Raw genomic sequence first — 25,265 nt, 5'->3', positions numbered from 1 at the left:
TGCAGCCCCTGACTGTTCCCCTTGCGCTCCCCGGTGCCGACCCCAGCCGCCACCTTGCGTAATCTATACTCTGCGACCACGAAATTCGCAATCGGAATCTGAACCCGATGACTCGACTCCGCCGCTGGCTGCGCTGGATCTTCCTGATTGTCCTGGTCCTGGCGCTGATCGGCGCGGCCGCCGTGGGCGGTCTGTACTACGCTGTGTCCTCCAAGCTTCCCGACGTGCAGACCCTGCGCGACGTGGAAATGCAGGAGCCGATGTACGTCTATGCTGCCGACGGCAAGCTGATGGCGGTGTTCGGCGAGACCCGGCGCACCCCGATCACCATGAAGGACGTGCCCGAGCGCCTGAAGCAGGCCTTCCTGGCCACCGAGGACGCCCGCTTCTACGAGCATGGCGGCGTGGACTACATGGGCATCGGCCGTGCGGTGTGGCTGCTGGCCACCACCAACGACAAGCGCGTGCCGGGTGGTTCCACCATCACCCAGCAGGTGGCCCGCCAGTTCTTCCTCAGCTCCGAGTACAGCTACACCCGCAAGCTGGCCGAGATCCTGCTGGCGCGGAAGATCGAGTCCGAGCTGAGCAAGGATGAGATCTTCGAGCTGTACCTGAACAAGAGCTTCTTCGGCAACCGCGCCTACGGCGTGGCCGCCGCGGCCGAGTTCTACTACGGCAAGAAGCTGAACGAGCTGGACCTGGACGAGATGGCCTCGCTGGCCGGCATCCCCAAGTTCCCGTCCTCGGGCAACCCGATCTCCAACCCGGAGCGCGCCCGCCAGCGCCGTGACAACTATGTGCTGCAGCGCATGGCCGACCTGAAGTTCGTCAGCCAGGCCGAGGCCGACGCGGCCAAGGCCGTGCCGATGCATGCCACCGCGCATGAGCCGCCGGTGCAGGTCGATGCCCCGTACGTGGCGGAGCTGGTACGCCAGGAAATGATCGCCCGCTTCGGCGGTGATGTGGTCAACAAGGGTTACCACGTCACCACCACCATCGACTCCACCCTGCAGACCGCCGCCAACCAGTCGGTGCGCGACGGCCTGCTGCTGTACGACCACCGCCACGGCTGGCACGGCGTGGAGAAGCAGGTGCAGGTGGGTGCCGGCGAAGACGCCGCTGCCCTGGCCGAGCACCTGCGCGGCATGTACGGCCAGGCCGGCCTGCTGCCGGCCATCGTCGCCAGCACCGGCGCCGATGGCAGCGCCACCGTGGTGCTGGCCAACCGCAGCGAGATCGTGCTGCCGGCCGGTGCCGCCAAGTGGACCAACAAGACCCCGGGCAAGCTGGTGCAGCGCGGTGACATCGTGCGCGTGCGCGCTGGTGCCAAGGAAGGTGAGTGGCTGCTGGACCAGATCCCGCGCGGCCAGTCCGCGCTGGTCTCGCTGGATGCCCACAGCGGCGCGCTGAAGGCGCTGGTTGGCGGTTTCAGCTTCTCCGGCAACAAGTTCAACCGTGCCACCCAGGCCCGCCGCCAGCCGGGTTCGAGCTTCAAGCCCTTCATCTACGCCGCGGCCTTCGACAAGGGCTACAACCCGGCCTCGATCGTGCTCGACGCCCCGGTCGTGTTCCGCGACCGCCGCGGCAAGACCTGGGCCCCGCAGAACGACGGCGGCGGTTTCCGCGGCCCGATGCGCCTGCGCGAAGCGCTGGTGCAGTCGCGCAACCTGGTCTCGGTGCGCCTGCTCGATGGCATGGGCGTGGACTACGCGCGCAAGTACATCAGCGAATTTGGTTTCGCCGAATCGGAACTGCCGCCGAACCTGTCGATGTCGCTGGGTACCGCCTCGCTCACCCCGCTGTCGGTGGCCCGTGGCTACGCGGTGTTCGCCAACGGCGGCTCGCGCGTGGATACCTGGCTGATCGACCAGGTGAACGACCGCGACGGCAACCTGGTGTTCAAGGAAAACCCGGCGATGGCCTGCCGCGACTGCGCCGGCAGCAGCGACCAGCCGGTCAGCCAGGTGGTGGACGGCTTCAACTTCGGCGCCCCGGCCCCGAAGGTGGACCCGGCTGCTGCGGCCAAGGCCGAAGCCAAGGCCGAGACCCCGGCCGCGCCGGTCAACCCCGATGCCCGCACCGCTCCGCGTGCGATCGACGCCCGCACCGCCTACCAGCTGGTATCGATGATGCGCGACGTCGTCCAGCGCGGTACCGGCGTGCAGGCCAAGGTGCTCGGACGCGAGGACGTGGGCGGCAAGACCGGCTCCACCAACGACCACCGCGACGCCTGGTTCTCCGGCTTCGGTGGCCCGTACGTGACCACCGTGTGGGTGGGCCGCGACGACTTCCGCTCGCTGGGTTACCGCGAATACGGTGGCAAGGCCGCCCTGCCGATCTGGATCGACTACATGCGCACCGCGCTGAAGGACACCCCGGTCGCGCAGAACGAACCGCCCAGCGGCATGGTCCAGGCCACGCTCAACGGCGCGACCGAATGGGTGAAGGTGGAAGACATGGACCGCCTGACCGACTACGACCTGAACCTCAATACGCCACAGGCCGACGCCGCCGCGTTCGATATCTTCTGAGGAACGGTCCGGTGGGTGCCAACCGTGGGTTGGCACCGATGCGGCCCTGGTAGAGGCCAACCTTGGTTGGCGCCTCGTGCCGACCAAGGTCGGCACCTACCAAAGCGTCGGTGGGTGCCAACCGTTGGTTGGCATCTCCGCGCCATACCCACGCAGATGTCACATCCGTGCGCTAATCTGTAGCCAGGTCGCAACAGGGAGTCATCGCATGCATCGCGCCCGTCAGCATGCTGCCAGCCAGACCCGCGAGCGGCGCCACCGCCTCGCCCACGAAGCCGCCCGCCTGATGGCCGAAGGCGGCATCCGCGACTACCACCAGGCCAAGTTGAAGGCCGCCAGCCGGCTCGGCATCCACGACGATGCCTCCCTGCCCCGCAACACCGAGATCGAAGACGCCCTACGCGAGTACCAGCGGCTGTTCTCCGGACCCCAACACGGCAACGAACTGCAGCGCCGCCGCGAGGCCGCCATGCGTGCGCTGGAGTTCCTGCACGGCTTCGCTCCGCGCCTGGCCGGCCCGGTGCTGGAGGGCACCGCCGACGCCAACAGCCCCGTGCAACTGCACCTGCACAGCGACGACCCGGAAGCCGTGCACCGCTTCCTGGACGAACACGGCATTCCCGCCGAATCGCGGACGCGTCGCCTGCGCATGGATCGCGAGCGCAGCCTGGATGTGCCGGTGTGGGTGTTCAGTGCCGAGGAACTGACCTTCGACCTGGCCGTGCTGCCCTACGATGCCCTGCGCCAGGCACCGCTGTCGCCGGTGGATGAGAAGCCGATGCGACGCGCGTCGGTGACGCAGTTACGGCAGCTGCTGGCCGAAGCGGAAATCACCGCGTATATCGGCGGGTGACGGTAGCGCCGGCCCATGGCCGGCGAGCGCAGCGGTACCTGCCTTGGGTGGGTGCGGACCGTTGGTCCGCACTGTGCTTCGGGCATTGCGATGGCTGAGCGGAGAGCAGTCGAGCAAGCTCGCCTCTACAAAAGCGGTGTTACCTGCCCTGGCAGATGATGCCCATCATACTCCCGCTACCAGACAAAACGGGTATCGCGCAGCGGGTCGCTGAACAACCGCGGCAACCACGGTGCGGGGGCTCGTTGCGGATACTCCCGCATCATCTGCGCGTGCATGACCTGCAGATCCCGCAGCAACCAGGACTGGTAGTAGATGTCGTCGAATCCATCCGACCACCCGCTCTTCACACGCTCATGCTCGTCTGCCTCCAACGGCGGCATCTGGTCCAGCGGCACCTCCAGGACTGTCGACAGCGCCGCGTTGATCTGCGCGTTCTCAACCCCCGCCTGGCGCACGTAGTCCAATCGATCGAGGACCCGCCGGCAGTTGTACGGGAAGCACCCGCCCGTGGCGGTGATGTAGTCAGCAATATCCGCCAGCATGTCGGCTTTCAGCCGCCACACCACTTCGCTGTCCATCACCTGGCGTACCCGCATCGTGCGCAACGTGCTTGCCCGCACCTCTTCCGGCGTAGTGAACGGGGCCCCCGGCGTGCTGCCCGCGTGGCGCACCAGCACGATGCGATGGATCGCCTCGCTGGTGACGCCGTCGATGCGCAGCGCCGCTGCCTGAGGGTGCACGCGCGGCGGCGGCACGCCCAGCATCTGCCACAGGTACCACAGCACCAGCAGCAGACCGGCGATGCACAGCCCGCTCATCAGCGTCCACAGGTCCAGGTTCCGGGTGTAGTAGCGAAAGCGCGCCCGCCAGATATAGAACGTGCGATAGCTGATAATTCCGCGTACCCATCTGTACATTGCCATCTCCTCGGCAAGGACCCCGGCGCGGCGGGGTTCATTACGCGCACCACGCCGGGGCCGCATGGCTTACCAGCCGATGCCCACGCCGACGCCCATGCTGCGTTCGCCGCTGTTGGTGAACGCGCCATTGAGGCTGAAGGTGGCCGAGCCCTTCTCGTTGAGCACACGCTGGTAGCCCACCGCCATCGCCGACTCACCGTCGCTGTAGCCCACGCCCGCACCCAGGCGGTTGTAGGTGGCCAGGCCGGCGGTGTTCATCGCCATCGCGGTCTGCGCGCTGCTCATCGCCGCCATGCGCTTGAAGCGCTTGTCCATCTTGTCCAGGCGGCGTTCGAAATTGCTGATCGCGCCATCGGTGTACTCGTTGGCGCGGGCCAGCATCTTCTCCAGCTCAGCAGTATCGACCTGCGGCTTGGGCGTCTCATCCTTCTTCGTCTTCGGCTGAGGCGCGGGCTTCTCACCCTCGCCGACCGACGCCACCTGCTGGCCGCCATCGGCCAGCGGCACCGGCGCTTCCGGTTCGGGCACCGACGCGACGGCCATTGCCCGCGGCTGCGGCGCATCGATGCGCTCCTCCAGGCCATCGATACGACCGTTGAGCTGCTGCTGCATCGAATACAGCTGGCCACCATTGACCGCATCGCGGCTGCCGGCCGCGATCAGGCCATTGGCCACGTTGGAGATGACCATGCCGTGGGTCCCGGCGAGGGTGAGCTGGTTGAGACCGTCGGCGCGGACCGAGGGGGTGTCCTGGAACACGCTGCGCAGCTGCGACTCGACCTGGTTCACCCGCGAGCGGTTGCTGACCACCGCGCCGTCGAGCGCTTCCAATGCACCATTGAGCGTGGACTGGGACTGGCCCTGCACGGTGAAGCTGGGGCCGACGATGTTGCCGTTGGCATCGACTTCACCGCCGAGCGCGGACAGCGCACCGCGCAGCTGGCCGACGGTGGCGGCGTTGTGGTTGGCGGTGCCGTTGGCGATGTTTACGAGGCGGCGCTCAGTTCCTGCACTCCCAAAGGATGCGGTTCCTGCCTCAGTAGCTTCAGAGCCTACGCCCAGCGCCAATGATCCCTCTGCGCCCGCGTGGACTCTTGAACTTGCACCAATTGAAACTCCGTTCGTCGATGCGACATGTGCACCAGCCCCCACCGCGAAGCCATTCAAGGAGTTCGCTGACACGGAAGATCCACGGCCTATAGCGACAGAATTTACGCCCAGCGAAGAGGCAAACGAACCGACAGCCGTCCCCCCCTCGCCCTGCGTACGAGCCGAGTCACCGATTGCAACACCCAAGAATCCTGCGAAGGCATCTTCGCTCAGCTGATCCGTATCAATTTTGAGGAAGCGGCCCTGATGCTCGATCTTAGATACCCGATCACTGATGCCAAACAACTGGCGACCGGTGACCACGTCGTGACTATCCGCAGAGACTGAACCATCGGACACACCAGTCAAACGCGCACCGCCGTAGTCGATGACGCTCGCGTCCAATCCACGGATCGCCTCCTGCCCCATCTCCCGCCCCTTACGCATCGCCTCCAGATCATTCCGATTCTGCGAGATCTTCTGCTCTGCGGCGTACAACTGACTACCAGTCACCGCATCACGGCTTCCTGGAGCCACTCGTCCGTCAGCCAAGTTGGTCAGCACCATGCCGTTCGCGCCACTGAGCGCGATCTGGTTCATGCCATCGGCACGGGCCGACGGTGAATCCTGGAAGATCGAGCTGAGCTGATCTTCCACCTTGCCCGCTCGACGACCTGCAGTGATGACGGCGCCATCAAGCGCCATCAATGCGTCTTCGACCGAGTTCTGCGTTCCGGCCTGCACCGAGTAGGTTGGGGCGATGATATTTCCGCTGGCGTCCATGCCTGCTCCGCCGCCAAGGGTAGCGAGGGAGTCTTTGAGCTGGGAGACGGTAGTGGCATTGTGGTCGGCAGCACCTCGAGCAACGTTTACTAAGCGGCGATAAGCAGTTGCGCTTCCAAATGATGCAACGCCAGCCTCATTCGCTTGCGAGCCTTCACCGATCGCCAGTGATCCATCCGCCCCTTTCCCAACCTTCGCTCCAGCGCCAATCGCAACTCCCCCCCTTGCACCACCCTCCGAAATACCAACCTCAGCGCCCGCCCCAAGGGCAAAGCCATTGTCGGAACCTTCATGTACCGTTGAAGCACGTCCAACGGCCACCGAATTTCTACCCAGTGACTTCGAGTGTGTTCCCACTGCAGTCCCACCCTCGCTGCCTGTCTTAGCCGAATTACCTATAGCGACACCCACTGGTCCTGCCTCAGCAGGTTCGCTGGCAGGAGCCGCACCGATGCTCACGAACTGACTTACGTCCTCTAGAGCTGATACCCGTGAATTGGTTGAGTAGAGCTGTTTCCCAGACACTGCTTCAGCGCTGCTGGCGTTCAACAATCCATCCGCCACACCACTGATCCTCCGGTTGGCATTGGCGCTGTTGCGCACGTCCAACGTCGTACCGCCGTTCTTCTCACCCAGACGCACATTGCCAGTCGTAGACACTTGTGCCACCAGCCCGCCAAGCGCTGCGGTCTCGACCAACGCCTTGGCTGCATCCGTCTTTGCCGCCGCCGCCTCTGTGCCCGCAGTTCTGGCAACACTCTCCACCGCCGCCACCTTGTCATTGGTGGCATTGAGCTGCCTGCCGTTGACGGCCTCAAAGCTGCTGTCGCTGACCACGCCTTCGGCCACGCCGGTCAGTTTCCGGTTCGCATTGGCGCTATTGCGCACATCCAGCACCGTTCCGCTGTTCTTCTCACCCAGGCGGACATTGCCGGTTGCCGACACCTGCCCCACCAGGCCGCCCAGCGTCACCACCTGAGTCAGCGCCTTGCTCGCATCAGCTTTGGCCTCTCCCGCAGCGGTCTGTGCCTTGGCAACATTCTCATTGGTCGTGTTCAACTGCCTGCCGGTCACTGCTTCCGTGCTGGAGGTGCTCAGCGTGGCATCGGCCACACCGGTCACCTTGCGGTTGGCATTGGCACTGTTGCGGACATCCAGCGAGGTACCGCTGTTCTTCTCGCCCAAGCGGACACTGCTGGTGGACGAAGTCTGGCCGATCAGGCCGGTCACCGTGGTGACCTGGGCCAGCGCCTTGCTGGCATCAGCCTTGGCCGCATCCGCAGCGGTCTGCGCCTTGGTGACATTGCCATTGGTCGTGTTGAGCTGGCGTCCATTCACAGCGTCGGTGCTGGTCGTCGTCAGCGCGCCGTCAGACACGCCACTCACCTTGCGCGTCGCCAGCACCGCATTGCGCATGCTGACTTCCGTGCCGGTGTTGCTGTTGGCGATGCGTACGATGCCGCCTGCGGAATCCTGCTTGATCATGCCGTCAACCCGCTCGTTCATGGCATGCAGCTGCTTGCCGGTGACCGCATCGGTGCTGGAGGCCGTAATGCGGGCGTCCGCCACGTTCACGATGCGACGGCGCACCGAGGCGCTGCCTACCGACACCGTATTGGCTTCCGTGGCCACCGAGCGGACGCCCAGGGCTACGGCGCCCTGTGCGGAGGCAGACGCCGCATAGCCCAGCGCAACGCCGTCCGTAAGGGCACGGCTCTCACCGCCGATGGCGATGGCACCGGTGTAGCCCAGGCTTCCCGCACGGGCACCGCCACCGATGGCGACGCCACCCGTGCCAGCACCGGTCTCAACCTGTGCCCTGCTTCCCAGCGCCACTCCATCCACACCGTTGGACCACGCGTTGGCACCCAGCGCCACTGCATTCTCCTTCTCCGCGCTGGAGCCGCTGCCAAGGGCCACCGCATTCTGCCGGGTGGCCGCAGCATCGTTGCCCACGGCCGTAGCCCCAAGTGCTCCGGTGTATGCGTTCGCACCCATTGCCAGTGCGTGGCCGCCATTGGCACTGGCGTTGTACCCAAAGGCAACACTATCGACGCCACTGGTCCTCGCCTTGAAACCAAACGCGGCGCTGTTCTGCCCGTCTATCCGGGCACCGATGCCAAATGCGGTGGTGTTGTCGCCTTTCATGTTCACGCCTGCACCATAGCCAAGCGAGTTCAGGCCGTTGGTCAGTGCATAGCCGACAAACATGGTGTCGTCATAGCGACCTGTGATGGGGGAACAGGAGACAAACTCGCCATTTCCCAGATTGAAGGGATCGCACCCAATGTAGTAACGGGTCTTGGCGTGCACCTCTCCGCCCGCCAACATCAGCGTGACCATCAGCAGTCCACCGGCGCCGGTTATGCGGCTCGATTTCCTGCCACAGGGCCTGGTCAGCTCGCTGGCCACCTCCCAGCAGCCTTTGGCGTGATTCCAGATACGACGATAGATTCGATTCATGTGTTTCTCCTTAACAGGACAAGGAAAGTGAGCCCCGTGCCGGGCACGGGGCGGGCAAAGTGCGGGCTCAGGTCGTTGTCGGCGCGATCGTCCGCACGTGTTCGCGATAGCCATCGCGGGTGAGCCGGTAGCGCAGCTGCAGCGAGTTGCCCGGCTGAAGCTGGAACGGCAAGGTCAGTGCGGCATCTGGGTAGAGGCTGTGCGATACGGGGTGTGGCGTGCAGGCGCCTGCAGCGGTGCACTGCTCGGCACCGATGATTCCCACGCGCAGCGTGCCGGTGTTGTGCAGCGTGTTGTCCTGGAGGCGCAGGTCCACCACACCGTCGGCGGGGGTGACGTTGACCAGCGCCCCCCAGACCAGGCTGACGCCGATGTTTGCCTGTGCGCCCTCGCCGTCTTCGAGGGGAGCGTCATCCGGCCCGCGCACACCTTCGAAATAGAGACGGTAGGCCGTTTCCTTCTGGACCTGCTGCAGCGGAATCACCCGGATCAGGCGGTTGCCGCCGCCGGAAAGTGCGAACTTGCCGGGGGTGATGGCAATCGCCGCATCCGAGGCCTCCATCTCCTGTTCTTCTTCGGCAGGCGTGGCGGGATTGACGATGCGCCGCAGGCGGGTCTGCACGTACTGCGGAATGGTCGACTGCGAGTACACGCGGATCTGGGTGCCGCGCTTGGCATCCACCGCTGCGCGCATCGGGTGAATGGAAAGGTTGGCGTGTGCCGGCACGGCAAGCAGGGCGCTCACCGGCAGCAGGCAGAACAGCAGCTTCTTCATGGCAGGCTCCTCGGGATCAGGGTTTGGCAGTGGGGACATCGAGCACCACGGTCAGCTCGCCCTCGTACAGGCCGGGGCGCTGGCTGGCGATCGGGGTGGGCGGTGTTTCCAGGGTCAGCGGCGTCGGCACGCAGTACACCGGCTGGCTGATGCCCGGCAGCATCACCAGCCGCAGCTGTGCGCTGTCGATGCCGCGCAGCTGCTGCTTGACGTTGTGCTTCATCGCCAGGCGGTGGCCGCCGTAGTCCAGGTGGACCCGGTAGTCCAGGCGCTGGCTGGCATCGCTGCCGCCATCGCGGTGCCAGAGCGAAAAGTCCGATCCCGCAGGTGGGCGTGGACCGCTGTCGCGAACCGTGACGTCGAGGTACTCGCTCTGCGAACCCAGGCCGTCGTACAGGCACATGTCCAGTTGCTTCCTGCCACCCACGACCTTCTGGATGGGGTCATAGCGCAGATCAAGATTGACCAGCGGCGCGACGGTGTCGAAGGTCGGGAAGTAGATCGAGATCGCGTCGTAGTCGGTGACGGTGAAATCGAAGTTGAAGGTGGCTGTGGCGACGGGTGCTGCGGCGGGATCGGCCTTGATGTTCAGGCGCATCGTGGCCTTCCAGTGGCCTGCGACGAGTCTGGAGAGCTCGGTCGCTGGGATTTCCAGATATACGCCTGTACCAACTGGCTGTCCGGAACTGCATATGTACCAGAACGACGCATTCAACTGCCTTCTGAGCGTGTCCCAGTAGTCGATAGCGCAAACCCAATCCGACATGACTCTCTGTAAATATCCCTGCGCCCGAAGTTCGCTACGTAGGCCAGTCCTCTGCTCCACGAACAGCAGATCGACATTGCTACTGCCAAGTGACACTCCCGGTTCACCATCAAGAGGGCACCGACCGAATTCACTGTCAGAAGCAGACTCACAAACCACATGGATCTGCCCATACTTCAGCGCCAGGTCGTGACTGAATCCCAACACCGTCCGCGGCGCCCACAACTCCACATCACCGGGTACCGCCGAGCGATCCCAGCTCATCACGATGTCCCGGCTCTGGTCGGCCGGATGCGTTTCTGGCGGCCACTGCGCCCACGCCCGCGGCATCACCAGCACCAGCGCACACACCAGCATCAACACGAACATCCAACGCCGGTTCATGGCGTACCTCCTGCAGCAGCGGTCCGGGGCGTGGCGGCGATCAACGCGCGTTCCTGCAGCAGGCGGGTCACGCGGGCCTGCTGGCGGATCTCGGCCGGCAGCTGGGCCACGGCCAGCGGCTCGCAATGCACGGCACTGACCAGCAGCACCACCTGGCGGCGCTCGCGCACCTGCAGCGGGCAGTGCAGCAGGCGGTCGTCCTGCAGCAGGTACAGCGTCGTTTCGCGACGCGGGAAATCGGCGACGAAGCCGCCGTTGGCGCTGGTGCCGGGCACCGGCGCGTTGAGAATGCGGGCGCCGCCCAGCGGCGCACCAGCCAGGTCGCGGGCATGGCCGATGAAGGTGTAGGTCACTTCGATCGGCACCGGCATGCGCATCAGCTTGCCGGGCGTGAGGAACATCGGTCGTGCACCGCCCACGCCGGTCACGCGGATCGCGGCAATGCTGTCCAGCGTGCTGGCGTCCTGCACTTCGGCACGTTGCGATTGATAGGCCGGCAGCGGCAGCAGCCGGCGTTCGCCGATCTGCAGGCGTTGCCTGCGCAGCCCGCCCACCTGCAGTTCGGCGGCCACGCCGCGCAGGTCGGCGTCGTCGGTATCGGCCACCTGCACGGCGAGGCCGGCGTCGGCGCCATTGGCACCGCTCCAGTAGAAGCCGCGACGACCAAGCGCGAAGCCGGAACTGTGTGCGCCGCTGTAGCCGGTCTCGCTGCGGCCACGCTGCTGGTAGCGCGCCAGGCTGGCGCTGGTGTGGCCGATGCCATTCTGCAGCTGGCCGCCCAGTGAAGCGCTGTAGCGCTCGTTGTTGTTGGCGCGCAGCTCGCCGGACAGCTCGCGGTACTGTGTATCCAGTTCCTGGCGCAGGCTCTGGCCGACGCTGTAGTCGATCGCCGGGCGCTGATGCTGCGGCTGGCGCACATCCACGGCATAGCGGCGCTGTCCATCGCCGGCAGCACTGCGGTGCCGACGGCTCAGGCTGAGGTTGACGTAGATGCCACGGTCGCGCTCGGTGCTGCCACGCACGCTGTCGGTGCTGTTCTGCCGCCACACGCCCACGCGCGTGGAGACACTGAAATCCTGCCAACGGTGGCTGCGGCTGAAGCTGGCCTGCCAGGTGCGGCTGAGCAGCGGCTCGCGGCGCGGTTCCAACGGCCCCGGCGGCAACAGCGGCTCAAGCCCGAACAACGGATCCTGCTCGAACTCTGGCCGGTGCCAGCCGGTGCGCCAGGTCTGGCGCCGGGTGTAGCCCACGTAAACATTGCCGCCCGCCAGCGGCAGCGACATCGAACCACTCAGCGCGTTGGTGCACCCCAACTGGTCGCGCGCCTCGGCCTCGAACTGGCAGGCCTTGCCACGCATGCGCTGCTGGTAGAGATTCCACGACGCCGTGCGCCGGTACGACAGCTGGTGCTGCTGCCCGTTGCTGCCGTCGCTGCCGCGCATGCCGCTGAAGGTGGCGCGGACTTCCTGCGTGGCCATCACCCGGCGCAGGTCCAGGCGCAGCTCACCGTAGCGGTGCCCGCCGAACGTGGCGGCACCGGCGGTCATGGCCGCGTCGCGGCCCAGCGGCACGCGCACGCCGGCCATCGCGATGCGCTCGCCATCGAACGCATCGCTGCGGCGCTCATTGCGGTGGCCACCCTGCACGAACCATTGCCACTGGCTGTTGGTCCAGTCGCCGCCCTTGTCGAAGGGCGCCTCCTCGGTGCGCACCAGCACACCGTCCTCGTAGATGCGCATGCGCACCAGGTAGTTGCCGAACGGGAAATTGCGGGTGTCGATCTGGTTGATGCCGGCCTGCAGGTAGAAGGTCTGCAGCAGGCGCTCGCCATCGAACACGTCCACCCGCGCATCGCGCGCCAGCAGCACGGTCAGCGGGCTGGCCTGCACCGCCGCGTCGGTGTCCACATAGGCCTGGGTGGTACCCAGGCGTGCGCCCTGGAAGCGGTCCAGCGGCAGCATGCTGAAGCTGAAGGTGCCGCCCTGCGGACTGGACAGGTTGCGGCGGTCCATGCGCCCGGCCTGCAGGTAGTGCGCCGGCCCCAGGTCGTGGCGGTAATAGACGTTGTCGAACTGGAAATCGTCGTCGCTGTGGCTGCGATAGCGCTGCTGGTTGTGGTACCACTCGGCCGACAGGTGGCCGCGATCGAACAGGCCCAGCGTGCCGACGCCGCGCGCCGACAGCGACTGGTAGTCACGGCCACCACTGAGGTTGAGCGTCTGCTGATGCAGGAACGCGTTCTCGGCATTGGCGGTGACCGTGTGGAAACGCTCGGCGGCAGGCTTGCCGGGAATCCACTGGCGCGCCACGAACAAGCGCACCGCGCCCTCGCCTTCGTCATACAGCGCGCGCACCTCGTCGGGAGCTTCCGGCGGATCGATGTAGCCGCAGCCGGCGCTGGCACCACCGAAGCGGCAGGCCAGATGGCTGTTGCGCGGCAGCGGCTGCGACAGCGCAGGCAGCAGGGCGGCCTGCGCCTCGGCAGGCAGGTCCAGTGACTGCAGCACGCGCGCGGGATCTTCCAGCTGCACGTGCTCCAGGGTCACGCGCACCGGCGACAGCCCGGCCGAGCGGCCGAACAGCTGGATGTCGAGTTGTTCGGTCTGGCCTTCGACCAGATCTTCAAAACCGGGCGGGACGCCGCGCGCGGCCGCCAGCGGAGTGGACAACGCCAGGGCGAGCGCGACCGCCAGCCGGGTGACGGCGGGGGCGTGTAGGGTCATGGGGGCACCGCTGCAAGCGGCCGGCCCGGGATGCGGGCCGGCGCGGGGGATTACGGCGTAGCCGCCTTCTGGTTCAGCACGACGTTGACCAGGCCGCTGTACGCGCCCTTGGTGAGGATCGGCGCCGGCGTGGTCTGTGCGATGGTCAGCGGCATCGAGATCGAGGCGCCCGGGGTCGAGCCCGCACCGTTGAACAGGTCAGCGGCCTTGTACTCGATGGCGGCTGCACCCAGCGCGCGGTTGTTCAGGCTGATGGTCATCGGCACGGTCACGGTGCCGGTCTCGTTGGCCAGGAAGAAGCTGCCATCGATACGCGCTTCGATATCCGCCTTGTCATCGTTGGAATGGATACGCACGCGCTGCGTGTTCGGAATCAGGCCACGCAGCGGATCGTGGGTCAGGGTGACCATGTCCGGCAGCGGGGTGCCGTCATCGCGCAGCAGCGCCAGGGTCGGGTCGACGTCGGCGTAGACGGAGATCTTGGTTTCCACGGCGTGCGCGGACAGCGAAGCAGTGGCCAGCGCTGCAGCGAGCGCGGCCTTCTTGATAATGGCGTGCATGGGTGTCTCTCTCGGACAGGGGGAATATGAAAGCCCCCCCTCCCCTAAGGAGAAAGGGAGGGAGGCGCCGCCCGCAGAGGTGGTTGCGGGCGACGGAGAGAATGTTAGGAATCCATTGCCATGCAGGCCATTCAAGCATTCCTAAAACGTTGGAGGTTAAGGAGGATTCTTGAAGGCGCTCAATGTTTGAGGGTTATGCAAACTCCCTCACTGCTTGAATGCAATAAACCTCATTGCCTTGGGTTTGTAGAGTCGGCTGTTAGTCGACTGCTCTTCCGATACTGCGCGAAGCACACACGCTGCGCGCGTGAGTCGAGTACGGCTCGACTCTACAGCGGGTCATCCACGCATGGCGTGGATCTGCTGGATGGCATCAGGCCGCCCTTCGGCGGCCTGATGAGACATCGCGTTGGCGCACGATCAGAAGAAGATCGCGTACAGGATCAGCAGCGGAATCGGTACGCCCAACAACCAGAGCAGAATCATTTTCATTGCAGGTCTCCTTGCGTGGAAGGCGGGTTACAGATCGCGGCGGCGGCCGCCCCAGGTGGCGCTGAGGCTGGCGAAGAACGCACCGATCAGCAGGGTGATGAACAGCCACAACGCGGCATAGGCGGTCGCCTTTCGGGCATCGTCGGCGGCCTGCTTGGCGGTGTTCCTGGCCTTCTCCAGCGCCGCACGCATGCGCGTCTGCACATCGGTCACGCGCGCCTGCGCTTCGGCCGGGCTCATGCCGGTTTCGCGCGCGATCAGCTGCGCCAGGTACTGGGTGTCGGCCGGATCCAGGCCATCGCCCTGCAGGCTGTTGACGATGATGCGGTTCACTTCGGCACGCACTTCGCGGCGGTCACCCATCGGGCCATTACCCGGCATCGGGCGCGGCGGCAGGCCTACGCGCACATCGCGCGGCCCGACGCTTGCAGCCGGCGGCGGTGGGGCCGGATCTGTCGCCGCCACGCCGGACGCTGCATCAGGCGCGCCCGGGGCCGGCGGCGCGCCTGCAGCTGCCGGACCCGCATCGGTAGCGTTGCGGAACAATGAATCCACCCAGTAGTTGAGGTCGCCTTCCGGGGCCGCCGCGGCAGTGCTGCCCGCGCCCGCGGCAGCAACGCCGGCCGTGGATGCGGCAACGCCCGCGGCGGCACCGGCCACCTTTGCGCCGGCGCCCAGCACGCCACCGATTGCCGATGTGAGCAAGCCCGCGGTCAGCAGCGTGGCGACGGCCCACGACACGAAGCCATGCGCGGTATCGCGGAAATAGGTTTCATCGCCATGGATCTGCGTCCACTTGGTACGCAGGCGGCCCGCCAGATAGCCACCCAGGCCGGACGCGGCCAATGCGGTGAAGGTGAGCCAGATGATGCTGGACCAACCGAAGGTCTCTTTGCTGACGCCTTCGAACGACCATGGCGACACCGACGACAGGCCGAGGCCAACACCGAGGATCAGCAGGATGAGGGAGAGTGCAGCGGCAGCGGTGGCGCCAGCGAAGATCGCGCCCCAGGAAACGGCGCTTTCGCTGGGAGGGGCGACGATCGGGGCGGTGACGACGGCGGCGACGTCAGGGCCGAGCGGTCCGCGCTCGGGTGGGTCGAATCGGGTACTCATCGGGATGGACGCTCCATTTCAGGTGCTGCGGATGCAGCTGGCGTCCTGAGGCTGCGCGAGCGCTTGTGAAGCTGGCGAGACCCTTGAATCACGCGGTCTTGGCACGATGAAGCGCGTGCCAACCAAGGTTGGCACCTACCGAAGGCGGGTGCGGCGGTAGATCCGCGCCATGCGTGGATGGGAAAGCGTGCCAACCAAGGTTGGCACCTACCGAAGGCGGTTGCGGTGGTAGATCCGCGCCGTGCGTGGATGATTTTTCGCGGGCGCCGAAATCGTGCGGACCAACGGTCCGCACCCACCAGGTCCGCTCAAAAAAAAACGCCCCGCGGATGCGGGGCGTTCTCGGCACAACCTACGCGGGGCGATCAGCCCTGGTAGTCGCGCACGTCGCTGCCGGTGTAGACCTGGCGCGGACGGCCGATCTTCATTTCCGGATCAACCTGCTGTTCCAGCCAATGCGAGACCCAGCCGGAGGTACGGCCCAGGGCGAACATGACGGTGAACATTTCGGTCGGGATCTGCAGCGCCTTGTAGATGATGCCGCTGTAGAAATCGACGTTCGGGTACAGCTTGCGGGCGACGAAGTACTCGTCCTGCAGGGCGGCCTGTTCCAGCTTCACGGCCACGTCCAGCAGCGGATCCTGCACGCCCAGCTGCTTGAGCACCTTGCTGGTCATCTCGCCGATGACCTTGGCGCGCGGGTCGAAGTTCTTGTAGACGCGGTGGCCGAAGCCCATCAGGCGGAAGCCGGAGGTCTTGTCCTTGGCCTTGACCACGGCGGACTCGACGTTGTCGGCGCTGCCGATCTCTTCCAGCATCTTCAGCACGGCTTCGTTGGCACCGCCGTGGGCCGGACCCCACAGCGCGGTGACGCCCGCAGCGACCGACGCGTACGGGTTGGCACCGGTCGAGCCGACCAGGCGCACGGTCGAGGTCGAGGCGTTCTGCTCGTGGTCGGCATGCAGGATGAACAGCAGGTCCAGTGCCTTGACCACGTCCGGGTTCAGGTCGTACTGGCCGTCAGCCGACTCGAAGGTCTGCTTCAGGAAGCGGCTGACGTAGTCCAGCGAGGTGTCCGGCTTGTTGGCCGGCAGGCCCTTGCCATGGCGGTAGATCAGCGCCGACAGGGTCGGCACCTTGGCGATCAGGCGCACGGCGGCCTTGCGGCGCTGCTCGGCGTCGGACAGGTCCAGCGAGTCGTGGTAGATGGCCGACAGCTGCGCGATCGCGGCCGCCAGGATCGCCATCGGGTGGGCATCCTTGGCGAAGCTGCCGATCAGGGTGTTGATCGAATCGTCGACGTTGGCTTCGGCGGTCAGCTCATCGGTGAAGGCCTTCAGCTGCTCGGCGCTCGGGCGCTCGCCGTTGATCAGCAGGTAGGCCACTTCGACGTAGCTCGACTTTTCCGACAGCTGTTCGATCGGGTAGCCGCGGTACAGCAGCACGCCCTTGTCGCCGTCGATGTAGGTGATGGCGGACTTGCAGCTGGCCGTCGCGGTGAAGCCGGAATCGTAGGTGAAGAACCCCGTTTCCTTGGTCAGCTTCGCGATGTCGACGCAGTCGTTGCCAAGGGTGGGTTTGATGACGGGCAGAACGACCGACTTGTCGCCGGCGTTGAGCGTGACCTGATCAAGATCGGACACTGTGTGCGCTCCTTCATGGGAAGGCGCCTGCCCAAGCGCATTGGTCAGGCACGTGAATGACGTCCTCGGCCTGTGCCGGGGATCAGGTCATTATCGCACAGCAGCATTTGCCCGGCGCTAGACAGAAGTCGTATACGACAGGCAGCCAGACACCGGCCGTTGAGCGGCCCGGATCGGCAAAAGCGTTGTCACACGAACGCAGTGTTCCGCCCATCCAAACGCCCGTTGGGTTGGCGTTGGGGAAAAACAAACGGCCGCGCAGAGCGCGGCCGTTGGTTCGAAGCTGGATCGACAGATCAGCGCGCGTAGCGCTTCTGGAACTTGTCGATACGGCCCGAGGTGTCGATGACCTTGTGCTTGCCCGTGTAGAACGGGTGCGAAGCCGAGGAAATTTCAACCTTGACCAGCGGGTATTCGTTGCCGTCTTCCCACTGGATGGTTTCCTTCGTCGCCATGGTCGAGCGGGTCAGGATCTTGAAATCGGAGGTGACGTCATGGAAGACGACGTCGCGGTAGTTCGGATGGATATCGGCCTTCATGGGCTCACACCGTAAATGGGCTGGTGGTCAAGAGTGGCATTATAAGCACCGGTTGCCGCCCGGGGCAACCGGTGCCGGTCAATCGACGTCAGTCCGCACCCAGGGCCTGGCGCACCAGGGCCTCGAAACGCTGCTGGTCGTAGGCCATCAGCAGATCGCAGTTGTCCGGCTGGCCGGTCTGGCGGTTCCAATCGACGATGGTGGCGCCGCGGCTGAACGTGCCGTTCAGCTCCACGTTCAGCGGGCGCGACTCGACCCGCAGCTGCCCTTCGGGGTTCAGCGCCCAGGCCATGGCCACCGCATCGGCGGTGTACCAGCGCCCGCCCTTGCTGTCTTCGGACAGGCCACGGGTCTTGCGCGAGATCAGTTCGTAGAAGCGGGCGCGATCGGAATCGGCCTGCAGCCACTTCTCGGCGTCCTGCAGCGGCAGGCCATGGGCGACAGTGGCCTCCCAGTCCGACACCAGCAGGTGCTTGAACGAGGTGAACACCACGTGCGCCGCTTCCGGGTCGAACGCAATGTTGAATTCGGCCGCCGGGGTGATGTTGCCGTGGCAGGTGACCGCGCCGCCCATCACCACGATGCGCTTGATGCGCTCGGGCAGGGTCGGGTCCAGCTTCAGTGCCAGGGCAAGGTTGGTCAGCGGGCCCAGCATCACCAGCATCAGTTCGCCGGCGTGCTCGTGCGACAGGCGCAGGATGGCCAGTGCGGCGTGTTCGGCTTCAGCCTGGCGGCTCGGCGGCGGCAGGTCCACGTCGCCGTAGCCGTCACGGCCATGCACGTGGGCAGCGTCAACGGAGGGATGCAGCAGCGGATCCGGGCTGCCGGCAAACACCGGTACGTCGGTGCGGCCGACGATGTCGCAGAGCTTGAGGGCGTTGCGGACGGTGTACTGCAGGCCGACGTTGCCGGCGGCGATGGTCAGGGCGACCACGTCATGCCGTTCGTCGGCAAAGGCCATCAGCAGGGCCAGGGCGTCGTCCACACCGGGGTCGGTGTCGATCAACAGGGGGATCTTGTGGGTCATCGTTGCCGTCTTCAGATCGGCAACGAAGTGTGGACCGGGATGATGACCGTTGCAAGTACGGGGGTTGGGGTTCGGCAGGGCTGCGCCCTGCACCCGCCGAATCAACGGCAAAAGCGGGTTTCCTGGGGGATGGCGGGGTGGGTCCGGTTGCGGGGGACGCTGCAAGTACGTCCATGTAAGCTCGGTCGCCGCATCCATGCGGCTCACGCCCCCGCAACCGGATCCACCCCGCCTTCGACAGATTTCCGCGGCTGTTGGTGGGTGTCGACCTTGGTCGACACATCCATGCAATGCGTGGATGAACATGGAAATGATCCAAAGCGCTGTCTGTAGAGTCGAGCCTTGTCCGACTCCCGCGCGCAGCGCGAGGTAGATCCACGCCATGCGCGGATGAGCATCCCGGAAATGGGGTCAGAGCCCTTTGCTGCACAAAGGGATCCGACCCCTGGGTACTTACGCCGAGGCGTAACGCACGGCGGTGCCGATCCAGCGCTGCACCACACGATCGGCCAGCGTGGGTTGCTGGTCCAGCAGGCGCTCGGCCAGGTCGTGCACGCCGGGCAGCAGGCCGGCGTCGCGGGCCAGGTCGGCGATGCGGAAACCGGCCAGGCCGGTCTGCCGGGTACCCAGCAATTCACCGGGACCACGCAATTCCAGATCCTTCTCGGCAATGACGAAACCATCGTTGGTTTCGCGCATGGTCTGCAGGCGCTCGCGTGCCATCTGCGAGAGCGGTGCCTGGTACAGCAGCACGCAGCGCGATACCGCCGAACCACGGCCGACGCGGCCGCGCAGCTGATGCAGCTGGGCCAGGCCCAGGCGCTCGGCATTCTCGATCACCATCAGCGAGGCGTTCGGCACATCCACGCCCACTTCAATCACCGTGGTCGCCACCAGCAGGTCGATGTCGCCGGCCTTGAACGCCACCATCGTCGCCAGCTTTTCGGCGGCTTTCAGACGGCCATGCACCAGCCCCACGCGCACGCCCGGCAACAGCGCCTGCAGCGATTCGTAGGTGGCCTGCGCCGGGGTGGCATCCAGTTCTTCGCTTTCCTCGATGAGGGTGCACACCCAGTACACCTGCCGCCCTTCCTGGCAGGCCAGTGCGATGCGCTCGATCAGCTCGGGACGACGATCGTTGTTGAGCGCGACGGTCTGCACCGGGGTACGGCCCGGCGGCAGTTCGTCGATGGCCGACACATCCAGGTCCGCGTATTCGGACATCGCCAGCGTGCGCGGAATCGGCGTGGCGGTCATCACCAGCTGGTGTGGCACGCTGTTGCCGCCCGCGCCCTTGTCGCGCAGCGCCAAGCGCTGGTGCACGCCGAAGCGGTGCTGCTCGTCGACGATGGCGAGCGCCAGATCCTGGAACACCACCGCCTCCTGCATCAGCGCGTGGGTACCAACCACCACCTGCGCTTCGCCGCTGGCGACCTGCTCCATCACCTTGGCGCGCGCCTTGCCGGTGACTTTGCCGGCCAGCCAGGCGATGCGCACACCGAGCGGTTCCAGCCAGCCGCGCAGGTTGTTGAGATGTTGTTCGGCCAGCAGCTCGGTGGGCGCAGCCAATGCAACCTGCTTGCCCTGCTCCACCGCCAGCATCGCCGCCAGCGCGGCGACCACGGTCTTGCCGGAGCCCACATCGCCCTGCACCAGCCGCAGCATCGGGCTGGGCCGCGCGAGGTCTTCGCGGATCTGCTTGAACACGCGCGCCTGCGCGCCGGTGAGCGCGAACGGCAGCTGCTTCAGCAGCGCCTTGGCCAGCTTGCCAGGACCGGCCAGCGGCGGCGCATGGTGTGCCTGCAAGGCAATGCGCTGGCGACGCAGGCTGAGGTGATGGGCCAGCAGTTCTTCCATCGCCAGGCGGCGCTGCGCCGGGTGGGTGCCGGCGGCCAGCGCGGCCAGATCGGCATCTGGTGGCGGCCGGTGCACGGTCAGCAGCGCGCTGCGCAGTGACGGCAGCCCGAGGCCATCGAGCCAGCCGCTGGGCAGCAGTTCCAGCGCGCTCTCCTCGGGCAGGCGGTCCAGCGCCTGGCCGATCAGCTTGCGCATGGTCATCGGACCGACGCCTTCGACGGTGGGATACACCGGGTCGAGGCGGTCGCCGAGTTCGGGATCGTCGTTGCGGCCCAGCACCTGGTAGCTGGGGTGGACGATTTCCAGGCCGAGCTGGCCCGGTTTGGGCGTGCCGAAGCAGCGCAACCGGTTGCCGACCGCGAACTGGCCGACCTGCTGCTGGCGGAAGTGGAAGAAGCGCAGCACCAAAGTGCCCCGCCCTTCGTCTTCCACCGCCACTTTCAGCATCGGCCGGTAGCGCATGCCGCGCTCGACCGCGACCACCCGCCCTTCCACCTGCGCCGGCACGCCGTTGCGCAGGTCTTCAATGCGGGTCAGCCGGGTCCGGTCTTCATAGCGCAGCGGCAGATGAAGCCAGAGATCCTGCAGGGTGGCCAGGCCACGCGCCTGCAGTTTGGCGGCCACGGCCGGACCGACGCCCGCGAGCATCGCCAGGGATGCTTCGCCGGACGGTGACAGGACCGGGGTGACCGCCGCCTTGCGTGCCACGTGGCGGTCAGTCGATGACCATCACCGCGTCGACCTCGAAGTTGGCGCCCTTCGGTAGGCCGGAGACTTCGATGGTGGAACGGGCCGGGTACGGGGCCTGGAAGTAGTCCTGCATGACCGCGTTGACCTTGGCGAACTCGCCCAGATCGGTCAGGTACAGGCCCAGACGCACGACCTTGTCCAGCGAGCCGCCAGCGGCTTCGGCCACGGCCTTGAGGTTGTCGAAGGCGCGGCGGGCCTGTGCTTCGACGTCGCCGGCGCCGACGATGTCGCCGGTGGCCGGGTCGAGCGGGATCTGGCCGGAGAAGTACACGGTGTTGCCGGCGCGCACGGCCTGCGAGTACGGGCCGATGGCGGCGGGGGCCTTTTCGGTGTTGATGATCTGGCGGGACATGGGTCGCTCCGGTGCTTGGGGGAAAACAGAGCGGTGATTGTACCGGGTGGGCGCGGCATCGGCTGGGGTCGGATCCGTTTCCCGGCGGGAAACGGCTCTGACCCCGTGCATGCGATCGGGTCACGCGATGGGGTCAGAGCCCTCTCCGTTGGAGAGGGATCCGACCCCGGATCCGAAGCAGGGTTATTGGCGGCGTACCGATTGCACGACCGACAGGCGGCGCAGGCGGCGCATCACTTCGGCCAGGTGGTTGCGGTCGCGCACCTGGATGTTGAACGCCAGCACGGCGGCGTTGAAGTCGCGGTCCAGGTAGTCCACGCGCTCGATGTTGGAATGGCTCTGGGCGATGGCGGCGGCCAGCTGCGCCAGCACGCCGGTGCCGTTCTCTACTTCCACCACCAGCGAAGTGTCGTAGTCGCCGGAAACGGTGGTGTCCCAGCCGATCGGCACCCAGCGCTCGGGCGACTTGCGCAGCTCGGCCAGGTTCGGGCAGTCCATGCGGTGCACCACGATGCCCTTGCCGGCGGTGTGGTAGCCCATGATCTCGTCGCCGGGAATCGGCTGGCAGCAGCCGGCGAAGGTGACCACGCCGCGCTCGCTGCCGTTGATCAGGATCTTCTCCTGCGAATGGTGGCGCGAATGCGGGCCGCCACGCAGTTCGGCGTAGGCCATCAGCGCCTGCGCGGCCTGGGTCGGCATCCAGTTGCCCAGCGCGACCTCGGCCAGCAGCGCCTCCAGGCGCGGGAAACGATGCTCGGCCAGGAACGCATCCAGGCGCCCCTTCGGCAGCCGTTCCAGCGACGAATCCATCGCCTCCAGCGCACGGTCGAGCATGCGGTGGCCCAGCTGCACGGCATCTTCGTGTTCCAGCTGCTTGAGCTGGTGGCGGATGGCAGTGCGCGCCTTGCTGGTAACCACGAATTCCAGCCACTGCGGTTTCGGCGTGGCCGAGCGTGCGGTGATGATCTCCACCGACTGCCCCGACACCAGCTTGGTGCGCAGTGGCACCAGCTTCTTGTCAACGCGCGAGGCCACCGCCATGTTGCCGACATCGGTATGCACGGCGTAGGCGAAATCGAGCGCGGTGGAATTGCGCGGCAGGGCCAGGATCTTGCCCTTCGGGGTGAACAGGTAGACCTCGTCCGGGAACAGGTCGACCTTGACGTTGTCGAGGAACTCCAGCGAAGAGCCGGCAGCGCGCTGCGAGTCGATCAGTTCGACGATCCAGGCGTGGGCACGGCTCTGCGCGCTGTTGGGCGAATCGCCACCAAACTTGTAGGTCCAGTGCGCGGCCACGCCGCGCTCGGCGATCAGGTCCATTTCCTCGGTACGGATCTGCACTTCGATCGGCGAGCCATACGGCCCGAACAGCACGGTGTGCAGCGACTGGTAGCCGTTGGCCTTGGGAATGGCGATGAAATCGCGGAAGCGGCCATCCAGCGGTTTGAAGGTGGCATGCACCGAACCCAGCGCGTGGTAACAGCTGGGCACGCTGCGCACGACCAGGCGGAAGCCGAACACGTCCATCACCTGGTCGAAGGATTTGTTCTCGTCGCGCATCTTGTTGTAGATGCTCCACGGGGTCTTGATGCGGCTGATCAGCCGATGCTCGATCCCCTCCTTGGCCAGGCGCTGCGACAGCTGCACTTCCACCTGCGCCATCGCCTCGCGGCGCACCACCGGCTGGCTGCGGATGTGTTTTTCAATGATGGCGTGGCGCCACGGGTAGAGCGCCTTGAAGCCGAGGTTCTGCAGCTCGCTCTTGACCAGGCTCATGCCCAGGCGCTGGGCGATGGGTGCGTAGATCTCCAGCGTCTCGCGGGCGATGCGGCCGCGCGCTTCGCGGCTCTGCGCGCCCAGCGTGCGCATGTTGTGCAGGCGGTCGGCCAGCTTGATCATGATCACGCGCAGGTCGCGCGACATCGCCAGCAGCATCTTGCGGAAGCTCTCGGCGGCCGCTTCCTGGCGGTCGCGGAACTTCAGCTTGTCCAGCTTGGTCACGCCGTCGACCAGTTCGGCCACGGCCTCGCCGAACTCGGCAGCCAGCGCCTCGCGGGTGAGCGGGGTGTCTTCGATGGTGTCGTGCAGGATCGCGGCGATCAGCGCTTCCACGTCCAGGCCGAGCTCGGCCAGCACCTGGGCCACGGCCACCGGATGGGTGATATAGGGCTCGCCCGACTTGCGCGTCTGCCCAGCGTGCGCGGAGGCACCGACTTCCCAGGCACGGCGCAGCAGCGGCAGCTGTTCCGGCGGCAGGTAATGGGCGGCGCGTTCAAGCTGGAGGACGTAGTCGGGTACGGCGGCAGCGGGGGCTGCGGCGACCTTGGCAGTGGGGCCTGGGTTCATGCCCGAAGCCTATTCCAGCGCGACGTTTACGGCAAATCCTGAATGCGAAACAGCCCGCACGGGGCGGGCTGTTCGGCGATCCAGCAATGACGTTGATCGATGCGATCAATCGTCGTTCTTGGACATGTCTTCGTCGGCGACCACTTCGGCGGCAGCCCACTCCAGCGCTTCGCGCTCGGCGCGCTCACGCTCGGCCTTCTCGACTTCGTCGATCAGCGCGTTGTCGATCTTGCGGGCGGCGATTTCGCGCAGCGCCAGCACGGTCGGCTTGTCCTCGGTCTCGCTGTTGTCCAGCGTGGCCTGCACGCCGTTGGCGAGCTGGCGGGCACGCTTGGATGCCATCATGACCAGTTCGAAACGGTTGTTAACGACTTCCAGGCAATCTTCTACGGTGATGCGGGCCATACGGGCTCCCGGCGACCGGTCGGCCGCTCAGTCGAATGAGGGAAAGGGGACGGAGTGTACTGGCAGGAGCTGGACAAAATCAAGCCAACCCCCACCCGATTCTTTTGGAATCAGTCAGTTGCACCCGGATCGGGGGTCAGCAACGCCTGGATCAGGCTGGCGTGGCGGACCTTCTGGGCCTCCCGTCGCAGGCGGCTGGCGGTGAAGATGGCGCACAGCTCGTCCACCGCAGTGTCGAACACCTCGTTGACGATGACGTAGTCGAACTCGTTGAAGTGCAGCATTTCATCGCGGGCCGCGCCCAGGCGCTGGGCGATGACCGCCTCGCTGTCCTGGCCGCGCTTGCGCATGCGGTCCTGCAGGGCCTGCTTGGATGGCGGCAGGATGAACACGGTAACCGTGCCCGGCACCAGCTGGCGCACCTGCTGCGCGCCCTGCCAGTCGATCTCCAGCAGTACGTCCTGGCCGGCGGCCAGCTGCGGCTCCACCGACTGGCGGGCAGTGCCCTTCCAGTCGCCGTGCACCCAGGCGTGTTCGAAGAAGTCGCCGGCGGCGATCATCTGCTCGAACTTCTCGGCACTGACGAAGTGGTAGTGCTGGCCATTCACTTCACCGGGGCGCATTGCGCGCGAGGTGAAGGAGATCGACAGGGCGATCTGCGGGTCACGCGCCAGGGTGGCATTGACGATGCTGCTCTTGCCGGCACCGGACGGGGCGGCAACGATGTAGAGCGTGCCGCGCGCAACGGCGTCCGACGGCTTCGACGGGGCGCTCATGCGGGGGATCCAACGGGTTGATTTCGCAAAATTTTTCCTCGGTGTTCCAGATCCGGCGCGGAGGATCGCGCCAGGACGGCGGGGCTGCGCGGAACATCCTGGAACCAGGCCC

General features: G+C 66.1%; 17 protein-coding genes. 2 read left to right on the top strand and 15 right to left on the bottom strand.

Annotation, left to right across the window (positions count from 1 at the left end; all coding sequences use genetic code 11):
- The first annotated feature begins 107 nt into the window (after positions 1–107).
- Together AC5P78_RS13155 and AC5P78_RS13150 are read left to right on the top strand one after the other, a co-directional pair.
- Positions 108–2,531: a penicillin-binding protein 1A gene (locus AC5P78_RS13155; protein WP_197596649.1), complete on the top strand. Its 2,424-nt coding sequence runs from the start codon at positions 108–110 to the stop codon at positions 2,529–2,531.
- 208 nt (positions 2,532–2,739) lie between these two features.
- Positions 2,740–3,384 carry a hypothetical protein gene (locus AC5P78_RS13150; RefSeq protein WP_005414350.1) on the top strand — a complete coding sequence of 215 codons (645 nt, stop codon included), beginning with the start codon at positions 2,740–2,742 and terminating at the stop codon, positions 3,382–3,384.
- 176 nt (positions 3,385–3,560) lie between these two features.
- Here the strand turns inward: AC5P78_RS13150 and AC5P78_RS13145 are convergent, their stop codons facing one another.
- The 15 genes from AC5P78_RS13145 to gmk form a co-directional block, all read right to left on the bottom strand.
- The gene (locus AC5P78_RS13145) at positions 3,561–4,304 is read right to left on the bottom strand and encodes a hypothetical protein (RefSeq protein ID WP_005410863.1); all 744 of its coding nucleotides are present in this window, start codon (positions 4,302–4,304) and stop codon (positions 3,561–3,563) included.
- 69 nt (positions 4,305–4,373) lie between these two features.
- Positions 4,374–8,642 carry an ESPR-type extended signal peptide-containing protein gene (locus AC5P78_RS13140; RefSeq protein WP_414498338.1) on the bottom strand — a complete coding sequence of 1,423 codons (4,269 nt, stop codon included), beginning with the start codon at positions 8,640–8,642 and terminating at the stop codon, positions 4,374–4,376.
- Positions 8,643–8,709: 67 nt separating this feature from the next.
- On the bottom strand, positions 8,710–9,417 hold the full coding sequence (locus AC5P78_RS13135; protein WP_099527292.1) for a pilus assembly protein: 708 nt from the start codon (positions 9,415–9,417) through the stop codon (positions 8,710–8,712).
- A 16-nt stretch (positions 9,418–9,433) separates the two neighbouring features.
- A complete protein-coding gene (locus AC5P78_RS13130) occupies positions 9,434–10,567 on the bottom strand; it encodes a CblD like pilus biogenesis initiator family protein (protein WP_197575709.1) in 1,134 nt (377 codons plus the stop codon).
- Entirely contained in the window at positions 10,564–13,290 is a 2,727-nt protein-coding gene (locus tag AC5P78_RS13125) for a TcfC E-set like domain-containing protein (protein ID WP_495217219.1), read from the bottom strand. Before AC5P78_RS13125 ends, AC5P78_RS13130 begins: the two co-directional genes overlap by 4 nt.
- A 50-nt stretch (positions 13,291–13,340) precedes the next feature.
- Positions 13,341–13,850: a CS1 type fimbrial major subunit gene (locus AC5P78_RS13120; protein ID WP_012481149.1), complete on the bottom strand. Its 510-nt coding sequence runs from the start codon at positions 13,848–13,850 to the stop codon at positions 13,341–13,343.
- Between the two features lie 519 nt (positions 13,851–14,369).
- Positions 14,370–15,458, bottom strand: coding sequence for a membrane protein (locus AC5P78_RS13115; protein ID WP_012481150.1), 1,089 nt, complete (start codon positions 15,456–15,458; stop codon positions 14,370–14,372).
- Between the two features lie 365 nt (positions 15,459–15,823).
- The gene (locus AC5P78_RS13110; protein WP_005418950.1) at positions 15,824–17,101 is read right to left on the bottom strand and encodes a citrate synthase; all 1,278 of its coding nucleotides are present in this window, start codon (positions 17,099–17,101) and stop codon (positions 15,824–15,826) included.
- A 296-nt stretch (positions 17,102–17,397) separates the two neighbouring features.
- Complete coding sequence (locus tag AC5P78_RS13105) at positions 17,398–17,640, bottom strand: type B 50S ribosomal protein L31 (RefSeq protein ID WP_005410871.1); 243 nt, start codon at positions 17,638–17,640, stop codon at positions 17,398–17,400.
- 88 nt (positions 17,641–17,728) lie between these two features.
- On the bottom strand, positions 17,729–18,667 hold the full coding sequence (locus tag AC5P78_RS13100; RefSeq protein WP_005410872.1) for a nucleoside hydrolase: 939 nt from the start codon (positions 18,665–18,667) through the stop codon (positions 17,729–17,731).
- 453 nt (positions 18,668–19,120) lie between these two features.
- On the bottom strand, positions 19,121–21,232 hold the full coding sequence (recG, locus tag AC5P78_RS13095; protein WP_076739916.1) for an ATP-dependent DNA helicase RecG: 2,112 nt from the start codon (positions 21,230–21,232) through the stop codon (positions 19,121–19,123).
- Between the two features lie 7 nt (positions 21,233–21,239).
- Positions 21,240–21,626 (bottom strand): RidA family protein, encoded by a 387-nt coding sequence (locus tag AC5P78_RS13090; protein ID WP_005410875.1) that lies wholly within the window; start codon positions 21,624–21,626, stop codon positions 21,240–21,242.
- A 183-nt stretch (positions 21,627–21,809) separates the two neighbouring features.
- Entirely contained in the window at positions 21,810–23,972 is a 2,163-nt protein-coding gene (locus AC5P78_RS13085) for a RelA/SpoT family protein (protein WP_005410876.1), read from the bottom strand.
- Positions 23,973–24,077: 105 nt separating this feature from the next.
- Positions 24,078–24,377: a DNA-directed RNA polymerase subunit omega gene (gene rpoZ / locus AC5P78_RS13080; protein WP_005410877.1), complete on the bottom strand. Its 300-nt coding sequence runs from the start codon at positions 24,375–24,377 to the stop codon at positions 24,078–24,080.
- A 110-nt stretch (positions 24,378–24,487) separates the two neighbouring features.
- Positions 24,488–25,153 carry a guanylate kinase gene (gene gmk / locus AC5P78_RS13075; RefSeq protein ID WP_138969832.1) on the bottom strand — a complete coding sequence of 222 codons (666 nt, stop codon included), beginning with the start codon at positions 25,151–25,153 and terminating at the stop codon, positions 24,488–24,490.
- Positions 25,154–25,265 lie beyond the last annotated feature (112 nt).

It is taken from the genome of Stenotrophomonas sp. YJH_SMC_133, assembly GCF_059370655.1.
The sequence above is the reverse complement of the archived record's forward strand: the minus strand, read 5'-3'. Positions and strand labels throughout refer to the sequence as shown.